This is a genomic window from Pseudomonas sp. NUPR-001 (assembly GCF_052147955.1).
GTDB lineage: Bacteria > Pseudomonadota > Gammaproteobacteria > Pseudomonadales > Pseudomonadaceae > Aquipseudomonas.
The window spans coordinates 5,522,988-5,545,477 of sequence record NZ_CP197353.1 but is presented as its reverse complement, the minus strand read 5'-3'; the positions used below and the strand labels follow the sequence as shown (position 1 = coordinate 5,545,477).

The 22,490-nt window shown below is 59.6% G+C and carries 16 protein-coding genes; 13 read left to right on the top strand and 3 right to left on the bottom strand.

Annotation, left to right across the window (positions count from 1 at the left end; translation table 11 throughout):
• Positions 1-29: 29 nt before the first annotated feature.
• Complete coding sequence (locus ACP6KB_RS25460) at positions 30-1,832, bottom strand: acyl-CoA dehydrogenase (protein ID WP_442110298.1); 1,803 nt, start codon at positions 1,830-1,832, stop codon at positions 30-32.
• Between the two features lie 426 nt (positions 1,833-2,258).
• Here ACP6KB_RS25460 and ACP6KB_RS25455 point away from each other — a divergent pair, with 426 nt between their 5' ends.
• A complete protein-coding gene (locus tag ACP6KB_RS25455) occupies positions 2,259-2,501 on the top strand; it encodes a hypothetical protein (protein WP_442114378.1) in 243 nt (80 codons plus the stop codon).
• Positions 2,502-2,735: 234 nt separating this feature from the next.
• Positions 2,736-3,380, top strand: coding sequence for a hypothetical protein (locus ACP6KB_RS25450; RefSeq protein ID WP_442110296.1), 645 nt, complete (start codon positions 2,736-2,738; stop codon positions 3,378-3,380).
• 90 nt (positions 3,381-3,470) lie between these two features.
• Here ACP6KB_RS25450 and putA read toward each other — a convergent pair whose 3' ends face one another.
• The gene (gene putA, locus ACP6KB_RS25445) at positions 3,471-7,424 is read right to left on the bottom strand and encodes a trifunctional transcriptional regulator/proline dehydrogenase/L-glutamate gamma-semialdehyde dehydrogenase (RefSeq protein WP_442110294.1); all 3,954 of its coding nucleotides are present in this window, start codon (positions 7,422-7,424) and stop codon (positions 3,471-3,473) included.
• Between the two features lie 353 nt (positions 7,425-7,777).
• Here putA and putP point away from each other — a divergent pair, with 353 nt between their 5' ends.
• From putP to ACP6KB_RS25400, 9 genes are all read left to right on the top strand, one after another.
• Positions 7,778-9,262 (top strand): sodium/proline symporter PutP, encoded by a 1,485-nt coding sequence (putP, locus tag ACP6KB_RS25440; RefSeq protein WP_442110292.1) that lies wholly within the window; start codon positions 7,778-7,780, stop codon positions 9,260-9,262.
• Between the two features lie 241 nt (positions 9,263-9,503).
• Positions 9,504-10,340: a 23S rRNA (adenine(2030)-N(6))-methyltransferase RlmJ gene (locus tag ACP6KB_RS25435; RefSeq protein WP_442110290.1), complete on the top strand. Its 837-nt coding sequence runs from the start codon at positions 9,504-9,506 to the stop codon at positions 10,338-10,340.
• A gap of 162 nt (positions 10,341-10,502) precedes the next feature.
• Positions 10,503-12,260 (top strand): carbamoyltransferase family protein, encoded by a 1,758-nt coding sequence (locus ACP6KB_RS25430; protein WP_442110288.1) that lies wholly within the window; start codon positions 10,503-10,505, stop codon positions 12,258-12,260.
• Positions 12,244-13,374, top strand: a complete 1,131-nt coding sequence (locus ACP6KB_RS25425) for a glycosyltransferase (RefSeq protein WP_442110286.1) — start codon at positions 12,244-12,246, stop codon at positions 13,372-13,374. Before ACP6KB_RS25430 ends, ACP6KB_RS25425 begins: the two co-directional genes overlap by 17 nt.
• Positions 13,374-14,270 carry an antimicrobial resistance protein Mig-14 gene (locus ACP6KB_RS25420; protein ID WP_442110284.1) on the top strand — a complete coding sequence of 299 codons (897 nt, stop codon included), beginning with the start codon at positions 13,374-13,376 and terminating at the stop codon, positions 14,268-14,270. Before ACP6KB_RS25425 ends, ACP6KB_RS25420 begins: the two co-directional genes overlap by 1 nt.
• The gene (locus ACP6KB_RS25415; protein ID WP_442110282.1) at positions 14,267-15,667 is read left to right on the top strand and encodes a PIG-L deacetylase family protein; all 1,401 of its coding nucleotides are present in this window, start codon (positions 14,267-14,269) and stop codon (positions 15,665-15,667) included. The genes ACP6KB_RS25420 and ACP6KB_RS25415 overlap by 4 nt, the downstream gene beginning before the upstream one ends.
• Positions 15,668-15,715: 48 nt before the next feature.
• Positions 15,716-16,672, top strand: coding sequence for a glycosyltransferase family protein (locus ACP6KB_RS25410; protein ID WP_442110280.1), 957 nt, complete (start codon positions 15,716-15,718; stop codon positions 16,670-16,672).
• A gap of 66 nt (positions 16,673-16,738) precedes the next feature.
• Positions 16,739-17,512, top strand: a complete 774-nt coding sequence (locus ACP6KB_RS25405) for a glycosyltransferase family 2 protein (protein WP_442110278.1) — start codon at positions 16,739-16,741, stop codon at positions 17,510-17,512.
• A 48-nt stretch (positions 17,513-17,560) separates the two neighbouring features.
• Positions 17,561-18,655 carry a glycosyltransferase gene (locus ACP6KB_RS25400; protein ID WP_442110276.1) on the top strand — a complete coding sequence of 365 codons (1,095 nt, stop codon included), beginning with the start codon at positions 17,561-17,563 and terminating at the stop codon, positions 18,653-18,655.
• Positions 18,656-18,659: 4 nt separating this feature from the next.
• Here ACP6KB_RS25400 and ACP6KB_RS25395 read toward each other — a convergent pair whose 3' ends face one another.
• Positions 18,660-19,262, bottom strand: coding sequence for a toluene tolerance protein (locus ACP6KB_RS25395; protein WP_442110274.1), 603 nt, complete (start codon positions 19,260-19,262; stop codon positions 18,660-18,662).
• A 100-nt stretch (positions 19,263-19,362) separates the two neighbouring features.
• On the opposite strand from ACP6KB_RS25395, the gene ACP6KB_RS25390 reads away from it, so the two are divergent.
• A complete protein-coding gene (locus ACP6KB_RS25390) occupies positions 19,363-20,538 on the top strand; it encodes an O-antigen ligase family protein (protein WP_442114377.1) in 1,176 nt (391 codons plus the stop codon).
• Between the two features lie 15 nt (positions 20,539-20,553).
• Positions 20,554-22,368, top strand: coding sequence for a lipid A export permease/ATP-binding protein MsbA (gene msbA, locus ACP6KB_RS25385; RefSeq protein ID WP_442110272.1), 1,815 nt, complete (start codon positions 20,554-20,556; stop codon positions 22,366-22,368).
• Positions 22,369-22,490 lie beyond the last annotated feature (122 nt).

The following is a 22,490-nucleotide window of genomic DNA, read 5'->3' as shown; positions in this document are numbered from 1 at the left end:
AGAACCTCCGTGGATACGGTGGTTCCCCCTCAGAACCACTCGTCGCGCATGCTCAGGCAGGTGTCGTCGCGGGCCTCGAGCAATGCCAGCTCATTATGGCAGCCCGGCACTTCCCAGGTCAGGAAATAACGCGCCGCTTGCAGTTTGCCCTGATAGAACTCGCGGTCCGCCGGGTTGCCGTGTGCTAGCCCTTGTTCGGCATGAATGGCCTGCTCCAGCCAGCGCCAACCGATCACACAGTGGCCGAAGGCTTTCAGGTACAGCGCGGAGTTGGCCAGGGCGCTGTTGACCTGGCCCTGGGCCAGATCGCCGAGCAGCCCCAGCGTCACACGTTGCAGACGCACCTGTAATTGCTCCAGTGGCGTGCGCAGGTGGTCGAGGCTGACATACCCGCTGGCCCGCTCGCAGGTACCGGCAATCAGGCGCACCAGTTGCTTGAGCCCGGCGCCACCGTTCTGTGCCAGCTTGCGCCCGAGCAAATCCAGCGACTGGATGCCGTGGGTGCCTTCGTGGATCGGGTTCAGGCGGTTGTCGCGGTAGTACTGTTCGACCGGGTACTCGCGGGTGTAGCCGTGGCCACCGAGGATCTGAATCGCCAGCTCGTTGGCCTTGAGGCAGAACTCCGAAGGCCAGGATTTGACGATCGGGGTGAGCAGGTCGAGCAGTTCGTGGGCTTGCTGGCGCTGGGCCTCGGTCTCGCCGCTTTGGGTTTCATCGAACAGCCGCGCCGCGTACAGGCCTAGATCGAAAGCGCCCTCGACATAGGCTTTCTGGGTCAGCAGCATGCGCCTTACATCGCTATGGCTGATGATCGGCACCGCTGCGGTCGCAGGGTCTTTGTTGTCCAGCGGACGCCCTTGTGGGCGCTGACGGGCGTAGTCGAGCGAATACAGGTAACCGGCATAACCGAGCATCACCGCCCCCATGCCGACGCCGATACGCGCTTCGTTCATCATCTGGAACATGCAGGCCAGGCCCTGGTGCGGCTTGCCCACCAGGTAGCCGACGCACTGGCCGTTGTCGCCAAAGTTCAGCGCCGTCGACGTGGTGCCGCGCCAGCCCATCTTGTGGAACAAACCGGCCAATTGCACATCGTTGCGTGGGCCAAGGCTGCCGTCGGTGTTGACCAGGAACTTGGGCACGATAAACAGCGAGATGCCTTTGACGCCTGGCGGTGCATCCGGGAGTTTGGCCAGGACCATATGGACGATGTTCTCTGACAACGGATGGTCGCCGCCCGAGATGAAAATCTTGTTGCCGCGCAAACGGTAGCTGCCGTCTTCGGCGGGTTCTGCACGGGTGCGGATGTCGGCCAGGGATGAGCCAGCATGAGGTTCGGTCAGCGCCATGGTGCCGAAGAAACGGCCTTCGATCATCGGCTGCAGGAACAGGCGTTTCTGCTCGTCACTACCAAAGCTTTCGATCAGATTGGCGGCGCCCATGGTCAGGAACGGGTAAGCGGTGGTACCCGCGTTAGCCGCCTGGAAGTGGGCAAAGCAGGCTTGCGAGAGCAGGGTAGGCAGCTGCATGCCACCGACTTCGAAATCACGGGTAGCGTTGAGGAAGCCCGCCTCAAGGAAGGCATCCACCGCAGGTTTCACTTCCGGGATCAGCACCGCTTCGCCATTTTCAAAGCGCGGTTCCTGTTCGTCACCTTTGCGGTTGTGTGGGGCGAAGTACTTCTCGGCGATGGTGCGTGCCGTGCTCAGGGCGGCGTCGAAGGTCTCGCGGGTGTGTTCGGCAAAGCGTGGGCGTTGGGTGAGGGCCTCGGCGTCGAGCACTTCGTAGAGTTCGAAGGCGAGGTTGCGGGCGCTGAGCAGAGTCTCGGACATGGCGGCGGTCCTATCGTGTGATCGGACGAGTCTAGAGGCGGGGAGTGGGAGGTAACAGGGAAATAGGTGAGGGTGATAAGTCAGGCAAAGTTGTGTGCCATGGCTGGCGGCAATTCTGACAAGGTTTTTAAGACTTCTCCTCTTTCCTGTAGGCCATTTCCCAAAGATACTTCTGGCACTTCCAAGTCATTGCAGTGCTCTGGATTGCCCCCTAGTCTCGGTGAGTCGTTGCGCATCAACGACCGGCTTTGACAGGCCGTCCAGGTTAAAACTCATGGCTTTTGCCTTTATGGTGGCTGTGCGTGGGGCACTTTGTGTGCGCCGGGTTTTTTGGTTTTTCCTGCCGGTCTGTCAACCCATGCACAGCTGCCACCCTTCATGTTTGACAGCAAGAGGATGGCGGCCCATTTTCAGGAAAAACACACAATGCTGAAAATTGTCCCCGACCCACCCCATCATCACCATACCCTTGAAGATACGCTCATCCAGGCTGCGGATTATGCACAGTGCGCGCAAGCCGTGGCTCATCAGGCGATTCTGCTACAGCCCAAATCGCCCGTTTCGATTCTGATGATGGCAACAATGCATGAGATCGAGTCACTGAGCGTGCTGCTTGAGTCCGCATTGATCCAGTTGCAGATGCAGGCACCAGCGCGACCGTTGCATTAGATCCTTGCGGTACTTCCTGCTCCGGCCAGCTAATGCTCGTGGTGCTACCTCAGGACTGAGGGCTTAGCCGTAATTCATCGCGGGGCAAGCCCGCTCCCACCAGGATTTGTGGGGGTGGGCTTATCGTAAACGAGAGACGGAGCGTACATGATTTGAGGAATTGGACTGCATACATGGCGTCGTTGCAGTCTGTCTGATAGCGGAGTCTTCCCTTTACGGACTTAACTATCTGCAATGAGCACTATCGCTACTGAAATCGGCTACAAGTCGCCTGAATCTAAAACTGAACCGATGTTTTTCGTGGTGTCGGTCAAGAAGCACATCGTGATGAGCTTTTTTACGTTTGGTTTCTATATGTTCTATTGGAATTATCGGAATTGGGCGGCTTATCGACAGGCAACGGGAGAAAAGTTGAGCCCATTCTTGCGCTCAATATGCCCTCTTCTGTTTCTCTATCCGTTGCTGGCCAGACTCGATCGGCAGATCCAATCTAGGAAGCAGCGATATGAGTGGTCGCCGGCGATGCTTATGTTGGGGCTTGTGATGACTGCTCTACTCTCAATTGCCTTGGGCCTGACGCCACCAGTGTTGACAGAAGAGCCTGTAGGGCAGTGGAGTACCGAGCAGTCTGGAGAAATACTATCGGATTCGCTGAAGTTGCTCTTGTTCTCTGTGTCATTGATGGGCGTTCAGCTGTGGCTGATGAGCACAATACAACGGGCGATCAACTTCGTAGAAGGTGACCCTCTGGGAGTGAGCAACTCATCGTTCACCCTGGCGAACTGGGCCTGGATGGCTATCGGAATTATTCACTGGGTAATAACGATAGTGGCTACCCTGATAGCGCTGTATTTGAGCTGGGTGTTGAGCCAAGGTTGAGTGAAAAGCATCGCGGGGCAAGCCCGCTCCCACAGGTTTCAAATCCACCTGTGGGAGCGGGCTTGCCCCGCGATTTGTTGCTTAAGGCTATCAGCCGATGGTCATCAAGCTCGCGTTACCACCCGCTGCAGCGGTGTTGACGCTCAGCGCGCGCTCGATCACCAGGCGCTCCAGGGCAATCGAGGTTTCGCCCGACGACAGGCCATGAACACCGACAATGGCACCGGCGCGCTTGGCCACTTGCTCGCAGACCGCACGCAGTTGATCGGAATGACCGTGGTGCAGGACGGCATCGAACACTACTTCGTCCTTGGTCCAGTCACCGACCAGCTTGATGCGCGCCTGAACCTCTTTGGGCAGACGGTTGCGCAGGGTTTTGCTCAGTTCGCCCTCTGGCCATACGGCCGAGCTGCCAACCGCCAGCACTGCAGCCAGTTGCGTCAGCAGGTCAGCTTCGACCTCTGCCAGGCACAGCACGTGCTCGCGCGGCAGGATGGTGTAGCTGTTGCGCTCACCGGTCGGGCCCGCCAGCAGACGGCTGATACCGCTTTGCGACTGCTTGGCGAACTGCTCGCAGAGGCTGCCCAGTTCGTTCAGCTGGTTGCTTGCAGCCCAGGCTTTCAGCGCTTGCAGCGGCTTGCTCAGTTCATCACGCAGACGGGTGTCCGGGGTGTTGTCGCCGTCGGTGCGCTGGAACGATTGCTCGATCGCATCGGCAGGACGGGTCGACAGCAGGCGGTACAGGTACAGCGGGCCACCGGCTTTCGGACCGGTACCCGACAGGCCTTCACCACCGAACGGCTGGACACCGACCACGGCACCGACGATGTTGCGGTTGACGTAGACGTTACCGGCGTTGACGTTGTCGATGACCTTGGCGATGGTTTCGTCGATCCGGGTGTGAACACCCAGGGTCAGGCCGTAACCGGAAGCGTTGATCTGCTCGATCAGCTGGTCGAGGTTCTTACGGTTGTAGCGCACCACGTGCAGTACCGGGCCGAAGATTTCGCGCTGCAGTTCGTCAAAGCTTTCCAGTTCGATCAGGGTTGGCATGACGAAGGTGCCGCGTTTGATTTCTTCGCCGTCGGCGATGGCGATCTGGTACACCGAACGACCTTTGTCGCGCATGCTCTGGATGTGCTTCTCGATGCCAGCCTTGGCTTCTGCATCGATCACTGGGCCGATGTCTACGGCTAGGCGCTCCGGGTTGCCCAGGCGGCTTTCGGCCATGGCACCTTTGAGCATCTCGATCACGCGGTCGGCCGAGTCTTCCTGCAGGCACAGTACGCGCAGTGCCGAGCAGCGCTGACCGGCGCTGTCGAAGGCCGAGGAAACCACATCGATAACCACTTGCTCAGTGAGCGCCGAGGAATCGACGATCATTGCGTTCTGGCCGCCGGTTTCGGCGATCAGCGGGATCGGACGGCCCTGGGAATCCAGGCGGCCAGCGATGTTGCGTTGCAGCAGACGAGCAACCTCGGTGGAACCGGTGAACATCACCCCTTTGACGCGGTCGTCACCGACCAGGCGCGCACCGACGGTTTCACCACGGCCTGGCAACAATTGCACCACGCCTTCAGGGATACCGGCTTCGAGCAGCAGGCGCACAGCCTGAGCGGCGACCAGCGGGGTTTGCTCGGCAGGCTTGGCCAGTACCGGGTTGCCCGCAGCCAGCGCGGCGGCAACCTGACCACTGAAGATCGCCAGCGGGAAGTTCCATGGGCTGATGCACACCACCGGACCTAGCGGGCGGTGGGCGTCGTTGCTGAAGTCGTTACGGGCCTGGACGGCGTAGTAACGCAGGAAGTCGACGGCCTCACGCACTTCGGCGATGGCGTTGGCGAAGGTCTTGCCAGCTTCACGGGCCAGCAGGCCCATCAGCGGCTGGATTTCCGCTTCCATCAGATCGGCGGCACGCTCGAGGATCGCAGCGCGCTCAGCTGGCGGCGTGGCCTGCCAGATTGGCGCGGCGTTGAGTGCGCACTGGATGGCGTTGTCGACATCGGCAACGGTGGCTTCTTGCACGTGGCCGACCACATCGCGGTGATCAGACGGGTTCAGGACCGCAGCGGCAGCTTCATTGCTGGAGGCGCAACCGAGCATCGGGGCGGCTTTCCAGTCGTTGTGCGCGGAGGCCAGCAGTGCGCAGGACAGCGAGGCCAGGCGATGTTCGTTGGCCATGTCGATGCCAGCAGAGTTGGCGCGTTCGGCACCGTACAGGTCACGCGGCAGTGGAATGCGCGGATGCGGCAGGCCGGCGCTACCTTCTTGAGTAGCCATTTGCTCGATGGTGGCAACCGGGTCGGCGACCAGTTCCTGGATCGAGATCGACTGGTCGGCAATGCGGTTGACGAACGAGGTGTTGGCGCCGTTTTCCAGCAGGCGGCGGACCAGGTAAGCCAGCAGGGTTTCGTGAGTACCAACCGGGGCGTATACGCGGCACGGACGGTTCAGCTTGCCATCGGCAACCTTGCCGACCACTTGTTCGTACAGTGGCTCACCCATGCCGTGCAGGCACTGGAACTCGTACTGGCCAGGGTAGTAGTTCTGACCGGCGATATGGTAGATCGCCGACAGGGTGTGGGCGTTGTGGGTCGCGAACTGCGGGTAGATGACTTCCGGTACCGACAGCAGTTTGCGTGCACAGGCAATGTAGGACACGTCGGTGTACACCTTGCGGGTGTAGACCGGGTAGCCTTCCAGGCCATCGACCTGGGCGCGTTTGATCTCGCTGTCCCAGTAGGCGCCTTTTACCAGACGGATCATCAGGCGGTGACGGCTGCGGCGGGCGAGGTCGATGACGTAGTCGATCACGTACGGGCAGCGCTTCTGGTAGGCCTGGATAACGAAACCGATGCCGTTCCAGCCGGTCAGTTGTGGCTCGAAGCACAGACGCTCGAGCAGGTCCAGCGACAGCTCCAGGCGGTCGGCTTCCTCGGCGTCGATGTTCAGGCCGATGTCGTACTGTTTGGCCAGCAGCGTCAGCGACAGCAGGCGCGGGTACAGCTCTTCCATCACGCGCTCGTACTGGGCGCGGCTGTAGCGTGGGTGCAGGGCCGACAGCTTGATCGAGATGCCCGGGCCTTCATAAATGCCGCGACCGTGCGAGGCTTTACCGATCGAGTGGATCGCTTGCTCGTAGGAGGCCAGGTATTTCTGTGCGTCGTGCTCGGTCAGTGCCGCTTCGCCGAGCATGTCGTAGGAGTAGCGGAAGCCTTTGGCTTCGAACTTGCTGGCGTTGGCCAGGGCTTCGGCGATGGTTTCGCCGGTAACGAACTGCTCGCCCATCAGGCGCATGGCCATGTCGACGCCCTTGCGGATCATCGGCTCGCCGCTCTTGCCGATAATGCGGCTGAGCGAGGAGGTCAGGCCGGATTCGTTATGGGTCGAGACCAGCTTGCCGGTCAGCAGCAGACCCCAGGTTGCAGCGTTGACGAACAGCGACGGGCTGTTGCCCAAGTGCGGCTGCCAGTTGCCGGTGCTGATCTTGTCGCGGATCAGGGCGTCGCGAGTGCCTTTGTCCGGAATACGCAGCAGTGCTTCGGCCAGGCACATCAGGGCCACGCCTTCCTGGGACGACAGGGAGAACTCTTGCAGCAGGCCTTGAACGATACCGGCACGGCCGCCGGCGCTCTTCTGGTTACGCAGTTTTTCGGCAATGCCAGCAGCCAGCTTGTTGGTGGCTTCGGCCATGGCGGCAGGCAGGCGCGCCTGCTCCAGCAGCATTGGCACCACTTCTGGCTCTGGGCGACGGTAGGCGGCCGTGATGGCCGAGCGCAGTACCGACTGCGGCAGGATGCTTTCGGCAAATTCGAGGAAGCACTGGTGGGCGTGATCGCCCGACACTTCGCCGACTTCATCGCCATTGCCGATGGCCTGACCGTTGAGTTCGGTCAGGGTGGCACCACCCTCGAGCTTCTCCAGGTAGTTGAAGATCGCTTGCTTGATCAACCAGTGCGGCGTGCGGTCGATGGACTGCGCAGCTGCCTTGAGTCGCTCACGGGTAGGGTCGTCAAGTTTGACCCCAAGGGTGGTCGTCGCCATTTCTTATCCTCATTATTGCCACAGGCTGTGGCGTAAGCTAGCGTCAAGATTAGCCGCGCGCGAATCTGGGTGCAACCTAGTGCAACCCAAATTCTGTAGGAAAAAAGTGCAGCTCGTCTGGTGGGTAAAACCCCAGGGGACGAATGGTTGTTTGTGGTGCACTTTCTTCGGTTGGCGACGCTTTTTGCTCCAAAAAGGAGCAAAAAACCGCTAGTGCGCAAAAAATCCGACGAGGTGCAACTGTATTGTAAAAACTGGTTGCACCTACTTTGCGTTGTTGCATAGGATTCGCGGCCTGGGTGCAACCTCCTCTGAGGCTGTCGCTACATAAAAACAAACGCCAGGGCGCAACAATGAGTGTAAGCAATCCAACCTTGATCACTTTCGTGATCTATATCGCGGCAATGGTGTTGATTGGCTTCATGGCCTATCGCTCCACCAACAACCTTTCCGACTACATCCTTGGTGGCCGTAGCCTGGGTAGCGTTGTAACGGCGCTTTCCGCCGGTGCCTCGGACATGAGTGGCTGGCTGCTGATGGGCCTGCCGGGCGCCATCTATATGTCGGGTCTGTCGGAGAGCTGGATCGCCATCGGCCTGATCATCGGCGCCTACCTGAACTGGCTGTTCGTTGCCGGTCGTCTGCGTGTGCAGACCGAGCACAACGGCGATGCCTTGACCCTGCCGGACTACTTCTCCAGCCGTTTCGAAGACAAGAGCGGTCTGCTGCGGATCATCTCCGCTGTCGTGATCCTGGTGTTCTTCACCATCTATTGCGCTTCCGGCATCGTTGCCGGTGCCCGCCTGTTCGAAAGCACCTTCGGCATGTCCTATGAGACAGCGCTGTGGGCAGGTGCGGCGGCGACCATCGCCTACACCTTCGTTGGCGGCTTCCTGGCGGTGAGCTGGACCGATACCGTTCAGGCTACGCTGATGATCTTCGCGCTGATCCTGACCCCGGTGATCGTGCTGATCGCCACCGGTGGCTTCGACACCACCATGCTGGCCATTGAGGCCAAGGATGCGGCGAACTTCGACATGCTCAAGGGCACCACCTTTATCGGCATTATCTCGCTGATGGGCTGGGGTCTGGGCTACTTCGGTCAGCCGCACATCCTGGCGCGCTTCATGGCTGCCGACTCGGTCAAATCGATCGCCAAGGCCCGTCGCATCTCCATGACCTGGATGATCCTGTGCCTGGTGGGTACCTGTGCGGTGGGCTTCTTCGGTATCGCCTACTTCTCGGCGCACCCGGAAGTTGCCGGTCCGGTTACCGAGAACCATGAGCGTGTGTTCATCGAACTGGCCAAGATCCTGTTCAACCCATGGATCGCCGGTGTACTGCTGTCGGCCATTCTGGCTGCGGTCATGAGTACCCTGAGCTGCCAGCTGCTGGTGTGCTCCAGTGCCCTGACTGAAGACTTCTACAAGACCTTCCTGCGCAAGACCGCTTCGCAGGTCGAGCTGGTTTGGGTCGGCCGCGCCATGGTGCTGCTGGTGGCAGTAGTCGCCATCATGATCGCTTCCAATCCGGACAACCGTGTACTGGGTCTGGTCAGCTATGCCTGGGCCGGCTTCGGTGCCGCCTTCGGCCCGGTTGTACTGATCTCGGTACTGTGGAAAGGCATGACCCGTAATGGCGCGTTGGCCGGTATCCTGGTGGGTGCGGTTACTGTCGTCCTTTGGAAGCACTTCGCTATCTGGGGTCTGTACGAAATTATCCCAGGCTTCATCCTGGGCGCCTTGGCTATCTACATTGTCAGTAAGGCGGGTAGCCCGTCGGCTGCGATGGTTTCGCGTTTCGAAACTGCAGATGAGGCGTTCAAAGCCGGTCATTGATCGACTGCTGAACTCCGCGTGAAAATGGCCCGGCCTTCATTGAAGGTCGGGCCATTTTTTTGTGTGGGAACTGTCTTGCCTCATCTGTGGGAGCGGGCTTGCCCCGCGATGCAGGCACTGCGGTGAATGGCACGGGCTTCGCCCGTGTTCGCGGGGCAAGCCCGCTCCCACAGATGGTGCAAGACAGTTGCCCCACAGCCTGGCGCGACAAGGTAAACTGCGCAGTCTTGCAGGAGTTGCCATGAACTATCGTCACGCCTTTCACGCCGGCAACCATGCCGACGTCTTCAAACACCTTGTATTGACCCGTCTGATTGCGCTGATGTCGCGCAAGGAGCAGCCGTTCGCCTACCTCGATACCCATGCCGGTCTTGGCTTGTATGACTTGCAGGGTGATCAGGCAACACGCACCGGTGAGTGGCTTGAAGGTGTCGGGCGGCTTTGGGGGCGTGATGACCTGCCGGAGGTGGCCGCTGACTATCTGCGCATTCTGCGCAAGATGAATCCCGACGGTGAATTGCGTTATTACCCAGGCTCGCCCGAGTTGGCCCGGCGCTTGGCGCGCCAGCAGGATCGCGTGTTGCTCAACGAGAAGCACCCTGAAGACGGGCGCATGCTCAAAGACAACATGAAGAAAGATCCGCGTGTGACGGTGCACCTGGGTGAAGGCTGGCATGTGCCGCGGGCGCTGCTGCCGGTGCAGGAAAAACGCGCGGTGATGTTGATCGACCCGCCGTTCGAGCAGCCTGATGAGCTCAAGCGTTGCACGGTAGCGATGAAAGAGGCTATCGGTCGCATGCGCCAGACCGTCGCGGCGATCTGGTATCCGATCAAGGATCAGCGTCAGCTGGTGCGTTTCTATCAGGATCTGACCAGTACTGGCGCCCCTAAGCTGCTGCGCGTCGAGTTGTATGTGCATCCCCAGGACAGTCCGCAGGGTCTGAATGGCTCCGGGCTGGTCATCGCCAATCCGCCATGGGGGCTGGAAGATGAGCTGCGTGAATTGCTGCCGTGGCTCTCCCAAGTGCTGGCGCAGACCCAAGGTAGCTGGCGCATGGACTGGCTGATCGCCGAATAACTGCGGTTGTGGGAGCGGGCTTGCCCCGCGACAGAGTGTAACTGCCTCGCAACAATCGCGGGGCAAGCCCGCTCCTACAGTTTGGGTTATAATCCCGCTCTTTCGTTGCCGCTCGCCCCACGGGGCCAGGGCGCATATTTACAGTTTGAAGAGGCTAGACCCTTGGCATTGACGATTCTTGGCCTGTCCGGCGCCCTTAGCCATGATCCTTCCGCGGCCCTGTACATCGACGGCAAGCTGATTGCCGCCGCTGAAGAAGAGCGCTTCGTGCGCGACAAACATGCAAAGAACCGCATGCCCTACGAATCGGCGAAGTTTTGCCTGGAACAGGCGGGGATCAAGCCGTCTGACGTAGACGTGGTGGCCATTCCGTTTGCCCCGATCAGTCTGTTCGGCAAGGCCCGCTGGCACTACGCCAAGCGCTACTGGTACGCCCCGGACCGTGCGCTGGACGCGATCCTGATGGGCAACCGTCGCTACAAGCGCTACCGCAAGAAAATCGTCTGGTGCCTGGAGCAACTGGGCTTCGACCCGAAGAAGGTCAAGATCGAGCCGGTCGAGCACCACCTGGCGCACGCCTCCAGTGCCTACCACTGCTCGGGCTTCAAGGAAAAAACCGCGATCCTCGGGATCGACGGTAAAGGCGAATACGCCACAACCTTCTTTGGCTACGGCGAAAACGGCAAGATCCACAAGATCAAGGAATTCTTCGACCCGGACTCGCTCGGCGGCCTGTATGGCGCGATCACCGAGTTCCTCGGCTTCGAAATGCTCGATGGCGAGTTCAAGGTCATGGGCATGGCGCCGTATGGCGACGCCAGCAAGTATGACTTCTCGCGTCTGGCCAGCTTCGAGAACGGCGAGTTGGTCATCAACACCGACTATGCCAACGTTATCGGCCTGCGCCGTTACAAAGAAAAGGGCAAGGGCTTCTACTTCTCGCCGAAGCTGATCGAATGGCTGGGCCCCAAGCGCGAAGGCGACATCGCCGACGAGCCGTACATTCACTACGCTGCGAGCATGCAGGCGCTGTTCGAGAAGATCGCCCTGCAGATGATCGACCACTACCTGGGCGACATCCTCAAGGAAACCGGCAAGCTGGCCTTCGCTGGCGGCTGCGCGCTGAACGTCAAGCTCAACCAGAAGATCATTGCCCGTCCTGATCTGAAGGAGCTGTTCGTTCAGCCTGCTTCCGGTGACGCCGGTACTGCAGTGGGTGCGGCAGCTTATGTTTCCCACGCCCGCGGTGTGCCGGTCGAGAAGATGGAACACGTCTACCTCGGCCCTGCGTACTCCAACGAGGACGTGATCGCCGCCTGTGCCCGTCACCCGAGCCAGCCGAAATGGCGCAAGCTGGAAAACATGCCCGAGCAGATCGCCCAGATCATGGTCGATGGCAATCCGGTGGCCTGGTTCCAGGGGCGCATGGAGTTCGGTCCGCGTGCTCTGGGTGGTCGTTCGATCATTGGTTGTCCAAGCGTGGCCGGCGTTGCCGACCGCATCAACCATCAGATCAAGTTCCGCGAGCGCTGGAGGCCTTTCTGCCCGTCGATGCTCGACACCGTCGCCCCGCAGATGATCAAGATCGATCACCCGGCACCGTTCATGACCTTCACCTTCGAAGTGGCTGAAGAGTGGAAAACCCGTGTGCCAGAGGTCGTCCACGAAGACGGCACCTCGCGGGCCCAGGTGCTCAAGCGCGAATACAACCCGCGCTACTACGACATGATGAAGGCGCTGGAAAAACTCACCGGCAATGGTGTTTCGCTCAACACTTCGCTTAACCGCCGTGGTGAGCCCATGATCTGCTCGCCGACCGACGCTCTGAACATGTTCTTCGGTTCGGACCTGCAGTACCTGATCATGGAAGACATTCTGGTAGTCAAGGACGGCGCGAACACTTATGACGTCCAGGGCTGAAAAGCGCGTCCTGCAGTTCTGCCACGGCTATGACGGTCCGTTTCTGGACTGCGCGCGGCAGTACGCCAGCCTGTTCAACGGCAGCGACTACAAGGTCACCACGGTGTTCCTTACCGGTGCTGCCGATCCGCAGGTGGCCGCCGGTTGCGCCTCTGATGAGGTGATCTTCCTGGAGTTCAGCTCCAAGGCTATCCGTGGCCTGAAATTGGGGGCGATCCGCGCGTTACGGCGGATCGTTGCCAGCCGTAATTTCAGTTTCTGCATCGCTCACCGTTTCAAGCCGATCTACATCGCCTTGCTTGGCAGTAACTTGCCGGTGATCGGTGTGCATCACGCGTTTGGCGACTATCAGCGCAGCAGTCGTCGGCTGTTCGCCAACCTGTTCGCCAAGCGCTTGAGCTTGCTCGGTGTCTCCGACGCGGTGCGTGACGACATGCGCAAGTGCTTGCCCAAGTGGCCAGCTGAGCGCATTCAGACCCTCTACAACCGCATCGACATCGAGGCACTGCAGTCTGCATTGGTGCCCGCAACCGAGGCGCGACAAGCGCTGGGGCTGGACCCACAGGCCTGGATTGTCGGCAATGTCGGGCGCCTGCACCCAGACAAGGACCAGGCCACCTTGCTGCGTGGCTTTGCCGAGGCGTTGCCAGGCTTGCCGGCCGGTGCGCGCCTGGCGATTCTCGGCAAGGGACGACTGGAGCAGTCGTTGAAGGACCTGGCGGTCGAATTGGGTATCGCTGGGCAAGTGGATTTTCTTGGCCAGGTCGCTGATGCCCGACGCTACTTCCAGGCGTTCGACGCTTTTGCCCTGAGCTCCGACCACGAGCCGTTCGGCATGGTGCTGCTGGAGGCCATGGTCGCTGGCGTGCCGGTGCTGGCAACCGCCTGTGGTGGCGCCGTGGAGGTGGTTGAGGGTGTCGGTATTCTGTTCCCGTTGGCAGACGCCAGCCGTCTGGCCCAAGGGTTGCAGCATCTGGCCGTGCTTGATCAAGGGCAGCGCCAGGAGTGTGCCGAGCGCATGCTTGCGCGGCTGCATGAGCGTTTTTCCGATAGTGCTGTGCGCGATACGTTCTGGCAGTTGCCAGCGGTGCGTGCGTTGACTGCGGAGGTTTGATGCTCAATCGAATTCAAGGCTGGCGCGAGCGCGGCTGGAGCGAGATCGATGGGGCGGCGTATGCGCAGGCCTGGCAGCGCTTCGGTGGCAGTGTTGCCACGCACCCGCTGGTGGTCGAGCAACTGGCAGAGCTGGCGCAGATTCCGGTGCGCTACCTCGGTTGGCAGCGCGATGGCGAGCTGAAGGCGGCGATCCCTACCTGGGGGCGTTACCTGGCGTTGTCAAAAGACGTACTCAAGCGTCATGGCAAGAAGGGTTTGTACGACTTGGGTAACGCCGAGCTGATTCTGCCTGCCGCTGCCGATGCCCAGGCACCGCTGCGCCATGCCGGGCGTTACTTGTCCGAGCTCAATCAGGGCCGCTTCACCCAGCTCAAGCCGCAAGCCGAGTCGCTGGCGATGGCGCGCACGCCTGAAGAGTTGTCGAAGAAGTTTCGCTACAACCAGCGTCGCGAATTGCGCTTGCTGGAAGAGGCGGGCGGCCAGGTGCGCCCGGTATCGTCGTTCACCAGTAGTGAACTGGCAGCGATCTACTGCGATCTGTTCCAGCGTCGCTGGGGGTTTCCGGCTACGGGTGCCGAACGCATGGCCGAGGTGATCGAGCGTCTGCGCGAACTGCTGATCGGCTCGGTGCTGTTTCTTGAGGATGCGCCGATTGCCATTCAGTTGGTCTACCGGGTGGAAGCACCAGAGTGGATCAGTGTCGAGTACATCAACGGTGGTGTTGACCCGCAAACCAAGGCGTTCAGCCCCGGTAGCGTATTGAGTTTCCTCAATACCCAGGCGGCCTGGGAAGATGCCCGGGCGCGCAATAAACCACTGCGGTTTTCCTTTGGTCGCGCCGATCGAGAGTACAAAGATCGTTGGTGCAACCCCGTGCCGGTGTTTCAGGTGTGAGCCGCAAGCAGCAATTGCTCAAACAGCACCGACGCAACAAGCGCATGGGCTTGCTGGTCGGCTTGGTGCTGCTGCTGGGCCTGGGCGTCTTTGTGCACTGGTGGTTGCCGCTGTTGCTGCTGCCACTGCTGTGGGCTGCGCATGAGGCCTGGTTCGCCGACCACCTGTTCTACTCGCCTGGCGAGGATTACCAGTATCAGTTTCCACCCGAATGCAGGGCGCATCCGGTCAAACTGGTCGATGGCGTCGTTCAGGCGCAGGCGCCGTTGCAGCTTGCAGGGGACGAAACCCTGGTGCTGGAGCTGCGTCTCAAGAGCCGCTGGCTGGGGCGCTTGCTTGATCCTTCGGTGGCGCTGAACAGCGACGACCGACAAACCTTCGAGCGTGGTGTCGCGGGTCTGCGTTACCTTAACCTGACCGGGCTCGCCGAGCCGCTGGCGGCCGGGCAGTTGCGCTTGCTTGGGCGTCATTGCCGACTGCCTGCTGAAGGTCGGTTGTGGGTAGCCGCTGGCAGTGACCTGCGCGACAAGCGCGTGATGGTTATCGCACCACATGCCGACGATGCCGAGCTGGCTGCTTACGGCCTCTACAGCCAGGCGAAAGAGACTTGGGTGGTCACCCTGACCGCTGGCGAAATCGAGGCTGAGCACTATCAGCAGATGGGCATGAGCAAGGTTGAGTCTGCCCGTATGAAGGGCCGTTTGCGCGCCTGGGACAGCATTGCCGTGCCACGTTGGGCGGGTGTTCCTGAGTCGCAGTGTGTACAGCTGGGGTATTTTTGCCTGCAGTTGCCGGCCATGCAGGCGGCGCCGGATCAGCCCGTTTCCTCCCGCGAGGCGGACCTGGCCGATACCCGCCTGTTCCGTCAATTCAACCTGATGGCGTTGCCGAGTGATCAGGATGGCGCACCCACCTGGAACAACCTGCTGGCCGACCTGCGCGAGGTGCTGCTTAAAGCGCGTCCGCAGGTGCTGGTAATGCCTCATCCGGGTCTTGACCCGCACCCTGACCATATCTGTGCGCAAGCCGCAGTGCTTGAAGCCTTGCAGGGCTTGGAGTGGCAGCCGGAAACCGTACTGGGCTATGCCAACCACCTGCATGACAACGACCGTTGGCCGATGGGTGATAGCGGTGCAGGCGTAGCCTTGCCGCCACAGTTGGAGAATGGTCAGATCTGGGCGCCGTACAGCCTGACGCTAGACCTCGCGACCCAGCGTGACAAGGCGATGGCGTTGGGCATGATGCATGACTTGCAGCCGCCGGCACCGTTCAAGCGTCGCATTCGACGCTTGCTCCAACGTTGGCTGGCAGGCCGAAAAACCTCGCCCTATGGCGAGAACGAGTTTTTCCGCAAGGCCGTGCGTCGTCATGAATTGTTCTGGCGCCGTGATCGTTGATCCTGGCGCATGACTGTTAGCGGCTGAGCAAAGGCCGCAAGGAAAACAATGAAAGTTCTATTTCTGGTGCAGAAGGAACAGCGGGCAATCCTCGACCGTCTCTATGACGGCGTCGCCGCCCATTGCGAATGCGATCTGCGCTGGCTCAGCAGTGCCGATCAGCGCAACCTGCGCAGTTATTTCCATCGTGAAGTCGACGTCGAAAAGTATGACCGGATCGTGTTTTTCCTGCGATTCAAGCAAGAGATCCGTCAGGTCGGTTTTATCCGTACCGTGCCAAACCTGGTCATCCTCGAGCACGACGCCTATCAGAATTACATCCCGTGCAAGTACACCGGTAAATTCAGTGCGCACTACCGGCAGTTGCCGTGGGCGCGTGTGATCAGCTCCGGGTACATGGTCAGTGAGCGTCTGCGCCAGGAAGGCTTCGATGCCGAATTTGTACCCAAAGGTTACGACCAGCAATTGTTGGCCGACCAGGGCCGTGAGCGGGATATCGAGCTGGCGTTTGTCGGCAGCACCAACAGTGTCGCTTACAGTGGGCGCAAGGCATTGCTCGATGAGCTCGCTCAGGTTGAAAACCTGCTGGTAACACGCACCAAATCCGGCGAAGAGTATTGCGACACGCTCAACCGTATTCGTTTCTTCGTCAGTGCCGATGTCGGCATGGGCGAGTACATGATCAAGAATTTCGAGGCGATGGCCTGTGGCTGTGTGCTACTGGCTTTTGATCAGGGCGAGGCGGAGAATCGCGCCCTGGGCCTCAAAGACATGCATAACGTCGTGCTGTATGACAGCATTGCCCGCTTGCAGGAAAAACTGAAAGTATTGCGTGCCGACCCCGCCTTGGTCGAAAGCATTGGCAAAAATGGTCGTGATCTGGCTGTTTCGCAGTTCAGCTTCGCCCAAGTGGGGCGCAGCATCGTAGAAAAAATGCAGCCACCTCTGCGTTCCCGTCCAGCCCTGACCGGTTGGCAGCGTTTGCGTTTGAGACTGGGCATATGAGCCGATTGTCCCGCACAAGGGGCGTGGTCTTGAACAACAGCATACAGAAGATGGGGAGAGAATCCGGTGCGATTCAGTGAAGACAGTGATGTAACCCTGGTGGTTACCAGTTGCGGGCGGTTCGACCTGCTCAAGATTACGCTCGAGAGCTTCGATCGTTTCAACACTGCACCGATCCGCGAAGTGTTCATCACTGAAGACTCCGGCGATGACGCTGTTCATCAGGCTGTGCCTGAGCATTGGAAGCCGCACTGCACAGTGTTCGTCAATCGGCCAAAACTGGGGCAACTGCCATCGATCGACCTGGCCTACAGTCACGTCAAAACCCCCTACATCTTTCACTGCGAGGATGACTGGGAGTTCTATCGCCCAGGTTTTGTCGAGGACTCGCGCAGCATTCTGGACGTGAGTCCGCAGCTGCTTCAGGTCTGGTTGCGCAGCTATGCCCATGACTTGAAAGTGCACAGCCCGTACCTGCGCATGGGCGAGCGCCAGGTCATTGGCGGTGTTGCCTGTTACCCAGTGCTTTCGGACAAACCGGAATGGCAGAGTTTCTCGTTGAACCCAGGTTTGCGTCGGCTGAGTGATTATCAGCGCTGTGCGCCATTTGCCGCCTATGCTGGTGAAAAGGCACTGTCCAAACGCTATGCCGAGTTGAATCTCACTGCTGTGAGTCTCGAAGGTGATGCAGTACTGCACACCGGGTTCGGCGCGCATGTGAGCCTGCCCGGCGAGCGTCGGCGTAAGGCGCGGCGGCGCAAGCGTGATCGGGTCAAGTTGCTGGTGATACTGGTAGTCGGTGTAGTTCTGGGGGCGGGAGTGGGTTTCTTTGCACATTGACTTGGTTCATCTGCGCATAGTCCGGTCCAAAACAAGGGGTAATACCCCGTGAACATCGTCAATATCATGTGGGCGGGCGGCGCGCCGTACGTTTCGGTGCACAAGGTGCATCAACAGATTCTTTCCCACGCGGCACCGGGCGCTTCGGTCAGCAGTTGGCTTCTTCAGGGGCAGGGTTCGTGCTGCAATGACGGCGCTACGCGTGAGTGGCAGTTGTCGCAGCGTCTGCTCAAAGGGCGGCATCTGTGGCGGTTGCTGCGGCCGTGGATGCGCAGTCGTTTCCGTAAAGCCCTGGTAAAGGGTGGGACTCAAGTGCTGCTGCTCGATGGGCTGGGTGTGTCACGGTTGGTCCTGCCAGCGTTGCGGCGTCTGCCTGGCGTGCGTGCGACTGTAGTCTTTCATGGCAAGACACGCCTGCACCGTGGTGACATTGCGTTGTTGCGCAGCTTTGACGCGCCTCAGGTCAAACTCGTTGCGGTTTCCAAGACCTTGGCTGCCAATTTGCAGCAAGACCTTGGCGTGCCGGTGCAAGTGTTGCGTTCGGCGCTTGAGCCGTCAGGGTTTCGCAAGGCTTTGCTATCACGCGAAGCGGCGCGTCAGGTACTCGGGTTGCCGCTCAAGAGGGGGCCGATATTGGGTGCGGTGGGGCGCCTGGTCGACAGCAAGGGCTTCGACAACCTGCTCGATGCCTTTGCGCAAGCACGGCAGCAGCGTCCCGATATGCATCTGGTGATTCTCGGTGAAGGCAATCAGCGTTCGGTGCTCGAGTCTCGCATTCAGGCTTTGGGGTTGGAGACATCTGTCACGCTGCAAGGCCATTGCCGTCAGATGTCGACGCTGTACCGGGCATTCGACTGGGTGCTGATCCCCTCTCGATCCGAGGGCCTGGGGCTGGTGCTGCAAGAAGCGGTAATGGCCGATGTGCCGGTGCTGTGCAGCGAGTTGCCGGTGTTTCGTGAGCAACTGGGTGAGGCTGGGTGCTATGTTCGCGTTGGCGATGTGGCGGCGTGGGGGCAGGCAATTGTCGAGAGTGTTGCTCTCGATGGCAGTCAGGTGGCCCAGGCGCAGTGCCAGGCGCTGGCCCCCGAGCAGGCCTGGCAGCGCTTCAGTCAAATCTCCAGCGATTTGCTGGGTGAGTCCTGAGGGCTTAACCCAGCAAGGCGCGCTCCAGCTCGGCGAGTGGAAACTGATCCTGTAGACGCTCCCGGGCAATGTAGCGGGCGAAATGCTGCACGTTGCGCTTGATCATGCGTCGGGACAGTGGCGCCCTCATGAAACGCATATCAGCCACATCGATCAGGCCCATTTGCTGATCTGGCGTCACGACGATGTTACCGAGGTGCAGCGAGCGAAAATAGACGCCCGAGTTATGCAGCCTGCGTACCAGGGCCACTAGATCCGGCAGACGCTCCTGCCAGCTGAAACCGGTTTTGCGGGACAGTTGGCTGAGGGTTTCGCCGGGCAGTGGCTGGTACAGCACTGCAGTCATCCCTGGCGCTTCCAGCTTGTAATACTTCAGCACCTTTAGCGTCGGAATTCCCTTCTTTTCCAGCTGCAACACGTTGTCGATGAAGCGTTGCGAGTAAGGTCGCAGCAAGGCAGATGAAATTAGCCGTTTGCGCCTGAAGAGCTTGAGGATATTGCCATCACTTAGCAGGTAAACTTTGGCACCATAGCTGTCAGCCTCCAGCACCTGGGCGCCGAGGATGAGCTGGTTGAGGTCGACCTGGGGTAGCCGGAAACATTGCATGAAAAGGGGCCTTGTCTACTGGCAAGCATAATGACCGGCCATAATGCCGAAAAGTATAAAGATGCACCATGCCGGTGTGATTGATTTGATGGGGTTACGGATGATGTACGCAAGGCGCTGGGCGCAGACCTGGCTGGCGATAGGGTTTCTTTGGTTTTTGATGGCGATTGCCCTGGCACCGAGCAACAAGATCTATCAACAGGGGTTGGTGTTGTTCCTTTGGCTGCCTACGCTGGCACTGCTGTGGTCTGCGCGTGGTGTATTGGCCGAGCTCTGGCGATCGCAGCGCGGCCTGTGTCTGTCGGTTTCCCTGCTACTGTTGTGGTCGGCGTTGAGTCTTTCCTGGGCTACTGGTGAGGAGCCTGGCCGTGAGTTCAAGCGGCTGTTGTATATTGCATTCTTCTTACTGTTTTTTCCGCTGTTGGCCAATGCGGACTACGAACGACTGATCAAGCTAATGCAATGGGGTGGCATTGGGTTGGGAGTCGCATCAGCGATTTCGATTTATCAGTTTTACGGTGTGCGAGGATTTCCGTGGCATTACCGACTGCTGGGCGTCGGTGAGGTTTCTCATCCGATACTAGGCGCGTATGTCATTACTGCAGCCATAGTCTGGATGCTGCATTTCATGCCAAAACAACGCTGGTTCCAGGCGCTTTGGGCGTTGTCCCTGTTAAGCCTGGGCGCATTTCTGCTGTTGTGCCAAAGCCGAGGCGCAGCCTTGGCATTGCTGATTACATTGGTCGCCATGCCCTTGTGGCGCCGCGATCGCTGGAGCTGCGTTATCGCTCTGGGCACGGTCGCAACTGCAATCGCAGGCTTTGTATTCATGTACGCGCAAATCACGGGGCGTGGTACGTCGTACAGGCCGGAAATTTTCCACTCCAGTTTGCAGATGATCGCAGAACATCCCTGGACAGGGCTCGGTTTGGGTAGCTTCTATAAGGTTATGGCCGTGGGCATGCCGTTCGACCACACCCACAACATGTTCACCCATATCGCAATCGAATTGGGCATTCCCGGCATGCTGCTGTGGTTGGCCGTTTGGCTCTGTGTGCTGCGGGAAATCTGGCGGGTTCGCGCTACGACGATCGGTAAGGGCCTGATGGGTCTGTGGTTGTTCTCTACCCTGGCCATGCAGTTCGATGCTGCAAGCCTGACAGGCACGCCGCGGGCCGAATGGTTCATCAGTTGGCTGCCGGTGGGCTTGGCAATGGCATTGGTCTGGATGCATGCCCGTCGCCCGGGCTGTGATAAAATTTCCGGTTCAATCTGAACAGCGAGCTCGACGATGGCCGAAACACCGCTAAAGGCGGAGCAGCAGAGCAGCTCCAGCCTGAAAATCTACTTCCGGCTACTGAGCTATGTGAAACCGTATATCGGCATTTTCGTGCTGAGTATCCTCGGTTTCGTGATCTTTGCCTCCACCCAGCCCATGCTGGCAGGCATCCTCAAGTATTTCGTCGATGGCTTGAGCAACCCCCAGGCGGTGCTGTTCCCCAACGTGCCGTATTTGCGCGATCTGCAACTGCTGCAGGCCGTACCGCTGCTGATCGTGCTGATCGCCGCCTGGCAAGGCCTGGGCTCGTTCCTGGGTAACTACTTTCTGGCCAAGGTTTCGCTCGGGCTGGTGCATGACCTGCGGGTTGAGTTGTTCAACAAGCTGTTGGTGCTGCCGAACCGCTACTTCGATAACCACAACTCCGGCCATCTGATTTCACGTATTACCTTCAACGTGACCATGGTCACCGGTGCGGCTACCGATGCCATCAAGGTGGTGATCCGTGAAGGCCTGACGGTTGTGTTCCTGTTCATTTACCTGCTGTGGATGAACTGGAAGCTGACCCTGGTCATGCTGGCAATCCTGCCAGTCATTGCCCTGATGGTCGGCAGTGCCAGCAAGAAGTTTCGCAAGCAGAGCAAGAAGATTCAGGTGGCGATGGGCGATGTGACCCACGTGGCCTCGGAAACCATTCAGGGCTATCGCGTGGTGCGCAGCTTTGGCGGTGAGAGCTATGAGCAGCAGCGTTTTGCCAATGCCAGCCAGAGCAATACCGACAAACAACTGCGCATGACCAAGACCGGGGCGGTGTATACCCCGATGCTGCAACTGGTGATCTACAGCGCGATGGCTGCGCTGATGTTCCTGGTACTGTTCCTGCGCGGCGATGCCACGGCGGGTGACCTGGTTGCTTACATTACCGCTGCCGGCCTGTTGCCCAAGCCGATTCGTCAGTTGTCGGAAGTCAGCTCGACCATCCAGAAGGGCTTGGCGGGTGCTGAAAGCATTTTCGAGCAACTGGATGAAAAACCGGAAGTCGATGACGGCACCGTGGAGTTGGATCGGGTCGAAGGGCGTCTGGAAGTACGCAATTTGAACTTCACCTACCCAGGTACCGAGCGTCAGGTGCTGACGGATATTTCCTTCACCGCCGAACCCGGGCAAATGATTGCTCTGGTGGGGCGCTCGGGCAGCGGCAAGTCGACGCTGGCGGCGCTGATTCCCCGGTTCTATCACCATGATCAGGGGCAAATCCTGCTCGATGGTGTGGAAATCGAGGACTACAAGCTGCGCAACCTGCGCCGCCATGTATCGCAGGTGACCCAGCATGTCACGCTGTTCAACGATACTGTGGCCAATAACATTGCCTACGGTGATCTGGCCGGTGCACCGCGGGCCGAAATCGAGGCTGCGGCGGCTGATGCGTACGCCAAGGAGTTCGTCGATCAGTTGCCTCAGGGCTTCGATACTCAGGTAGGCGAGAATGGCGTGTTGCTCTCCGGCGGCCAGCGTCAGCGCCTGGCAATTGCCCGGGCGCTGCTCAAGAATGCGCCGCTGCTGATCCTCGATGAGGCCACCTCGGCCCTGGATACCGAGTCGGAGCGGCATATTCAGGCCGCGCTCGATCATGTCATGAAGGGGCGTACTACACTGGTTATCGCTCACCGCCTGTCGACCATCGAAAAGGCTGACATGATTCTGGTCATGGATCAGGGCAAGCTGGTCGAGCGTGGCACGCATGCCGAGTTGCTGGCGGCCAACGGTTACTACGCCAGGCTTCACGCCATGGGCCTGGACGAACCGACCAAGGCCGACATCACCTGAGCCTGATGCCGGAGCCCGTCCTGGGCTCCGGTGGATTCTTGCAATAGGTTTTCTTGCAATAGCTTGTCGGAAAGGCAGCAATCAAGCCTTAGCTTTGCCTGTGCTAATATCCCGCCCCTGTT

Excerpts from the sequence above, each read along its gene's own strand:
- msbA (WP_442110272.1), top strand. The coding sequence starts at position 20,554 with ATGGCCGAAACACCGCTAAAGGCGGAGCAGCAGAGCAGCTCCAGCCTG.
- ACP6KB_RS25390 (WP_442114377.1), top strand. The coding sequence starts at position 19,363 with ATGATGTACGCAAGGCGCTGGGCGCAGACCTGGCTGGCGATAGGGTTT.
- ACP6KB_RS25450 (WP_442110296.1), top strand. The coding sequence starts at position 2,736 with ATGAGCACTATCGCTACTGAAATCGGCTACAAGTCGCCTGAATCTAAA.
- ACP6KB_RS25455 (WP_442114378.1), top strand. The coding sequence starts at position 2,259 with ATGCTGAAAATTGTCCCCGACCCACCCCATCATCACCATACCCTTGAA.
- ACP6KB_RS25435 (WP_442110290.1), top strand. The coding sequence starts at position 9,504 with ATGAACTATCGTCACGCCTTTCACGCCGGCAACCATGCCGACGTCTTC.
- ACP6KB_RS25410 (WP_442110280.1), top strand. The coding sequence starts at position 15,716 with ATGAAAGTTCTATTTCTGGTGCAGAAGGAACAGCGGGCAATCCTCGAC.
- ACP6KB_RS25420 (WP_442110284.1), top strand. The coding sequence starts at position 13,374 with ATGCTCAATCGAATTCAAGGCTGGCGCGAGCGCGGCTGGAGCGAGATC.
- ACP6KB_RS25395 (WP_442110274.1), bottom strand. The coding sequence starts at position 19,262 with ATGCAATGTTTCCGGCTACCCCAGGTCGACCTCAACCAGCTCATCCTC.
- ACP6KB_RS25460 (WP_442110298.1), bottom strand. The coding sequence starts at position 1,832 with ATGTCCGAGACTCTGCTCAGCGCCCGCAACCTCGCCTTCGAACTCTAC.
- putP (WP_442110292.1), top strand. The coding sequence starts at position 7,778 with ATGAGTGTAAGCAATCCAACCTTGATCACTTTCGTGATCTATATCGCG.
- ACP6KB_RS25425 (WP_442110286.1), top strand. The coding sequence starts at position 12,244 with ATGACGTCCAGGGCTGAAAAGCGCGTCCTGCAGTTCTGCCACGGCTAT.
- putA (WP_442110294.1), bottom strand. The coding sequence starts at position 7,424 with ATGGCGACGACCACCCTTGGGGTCAAACTTGACGACCCTACCCGTGAG.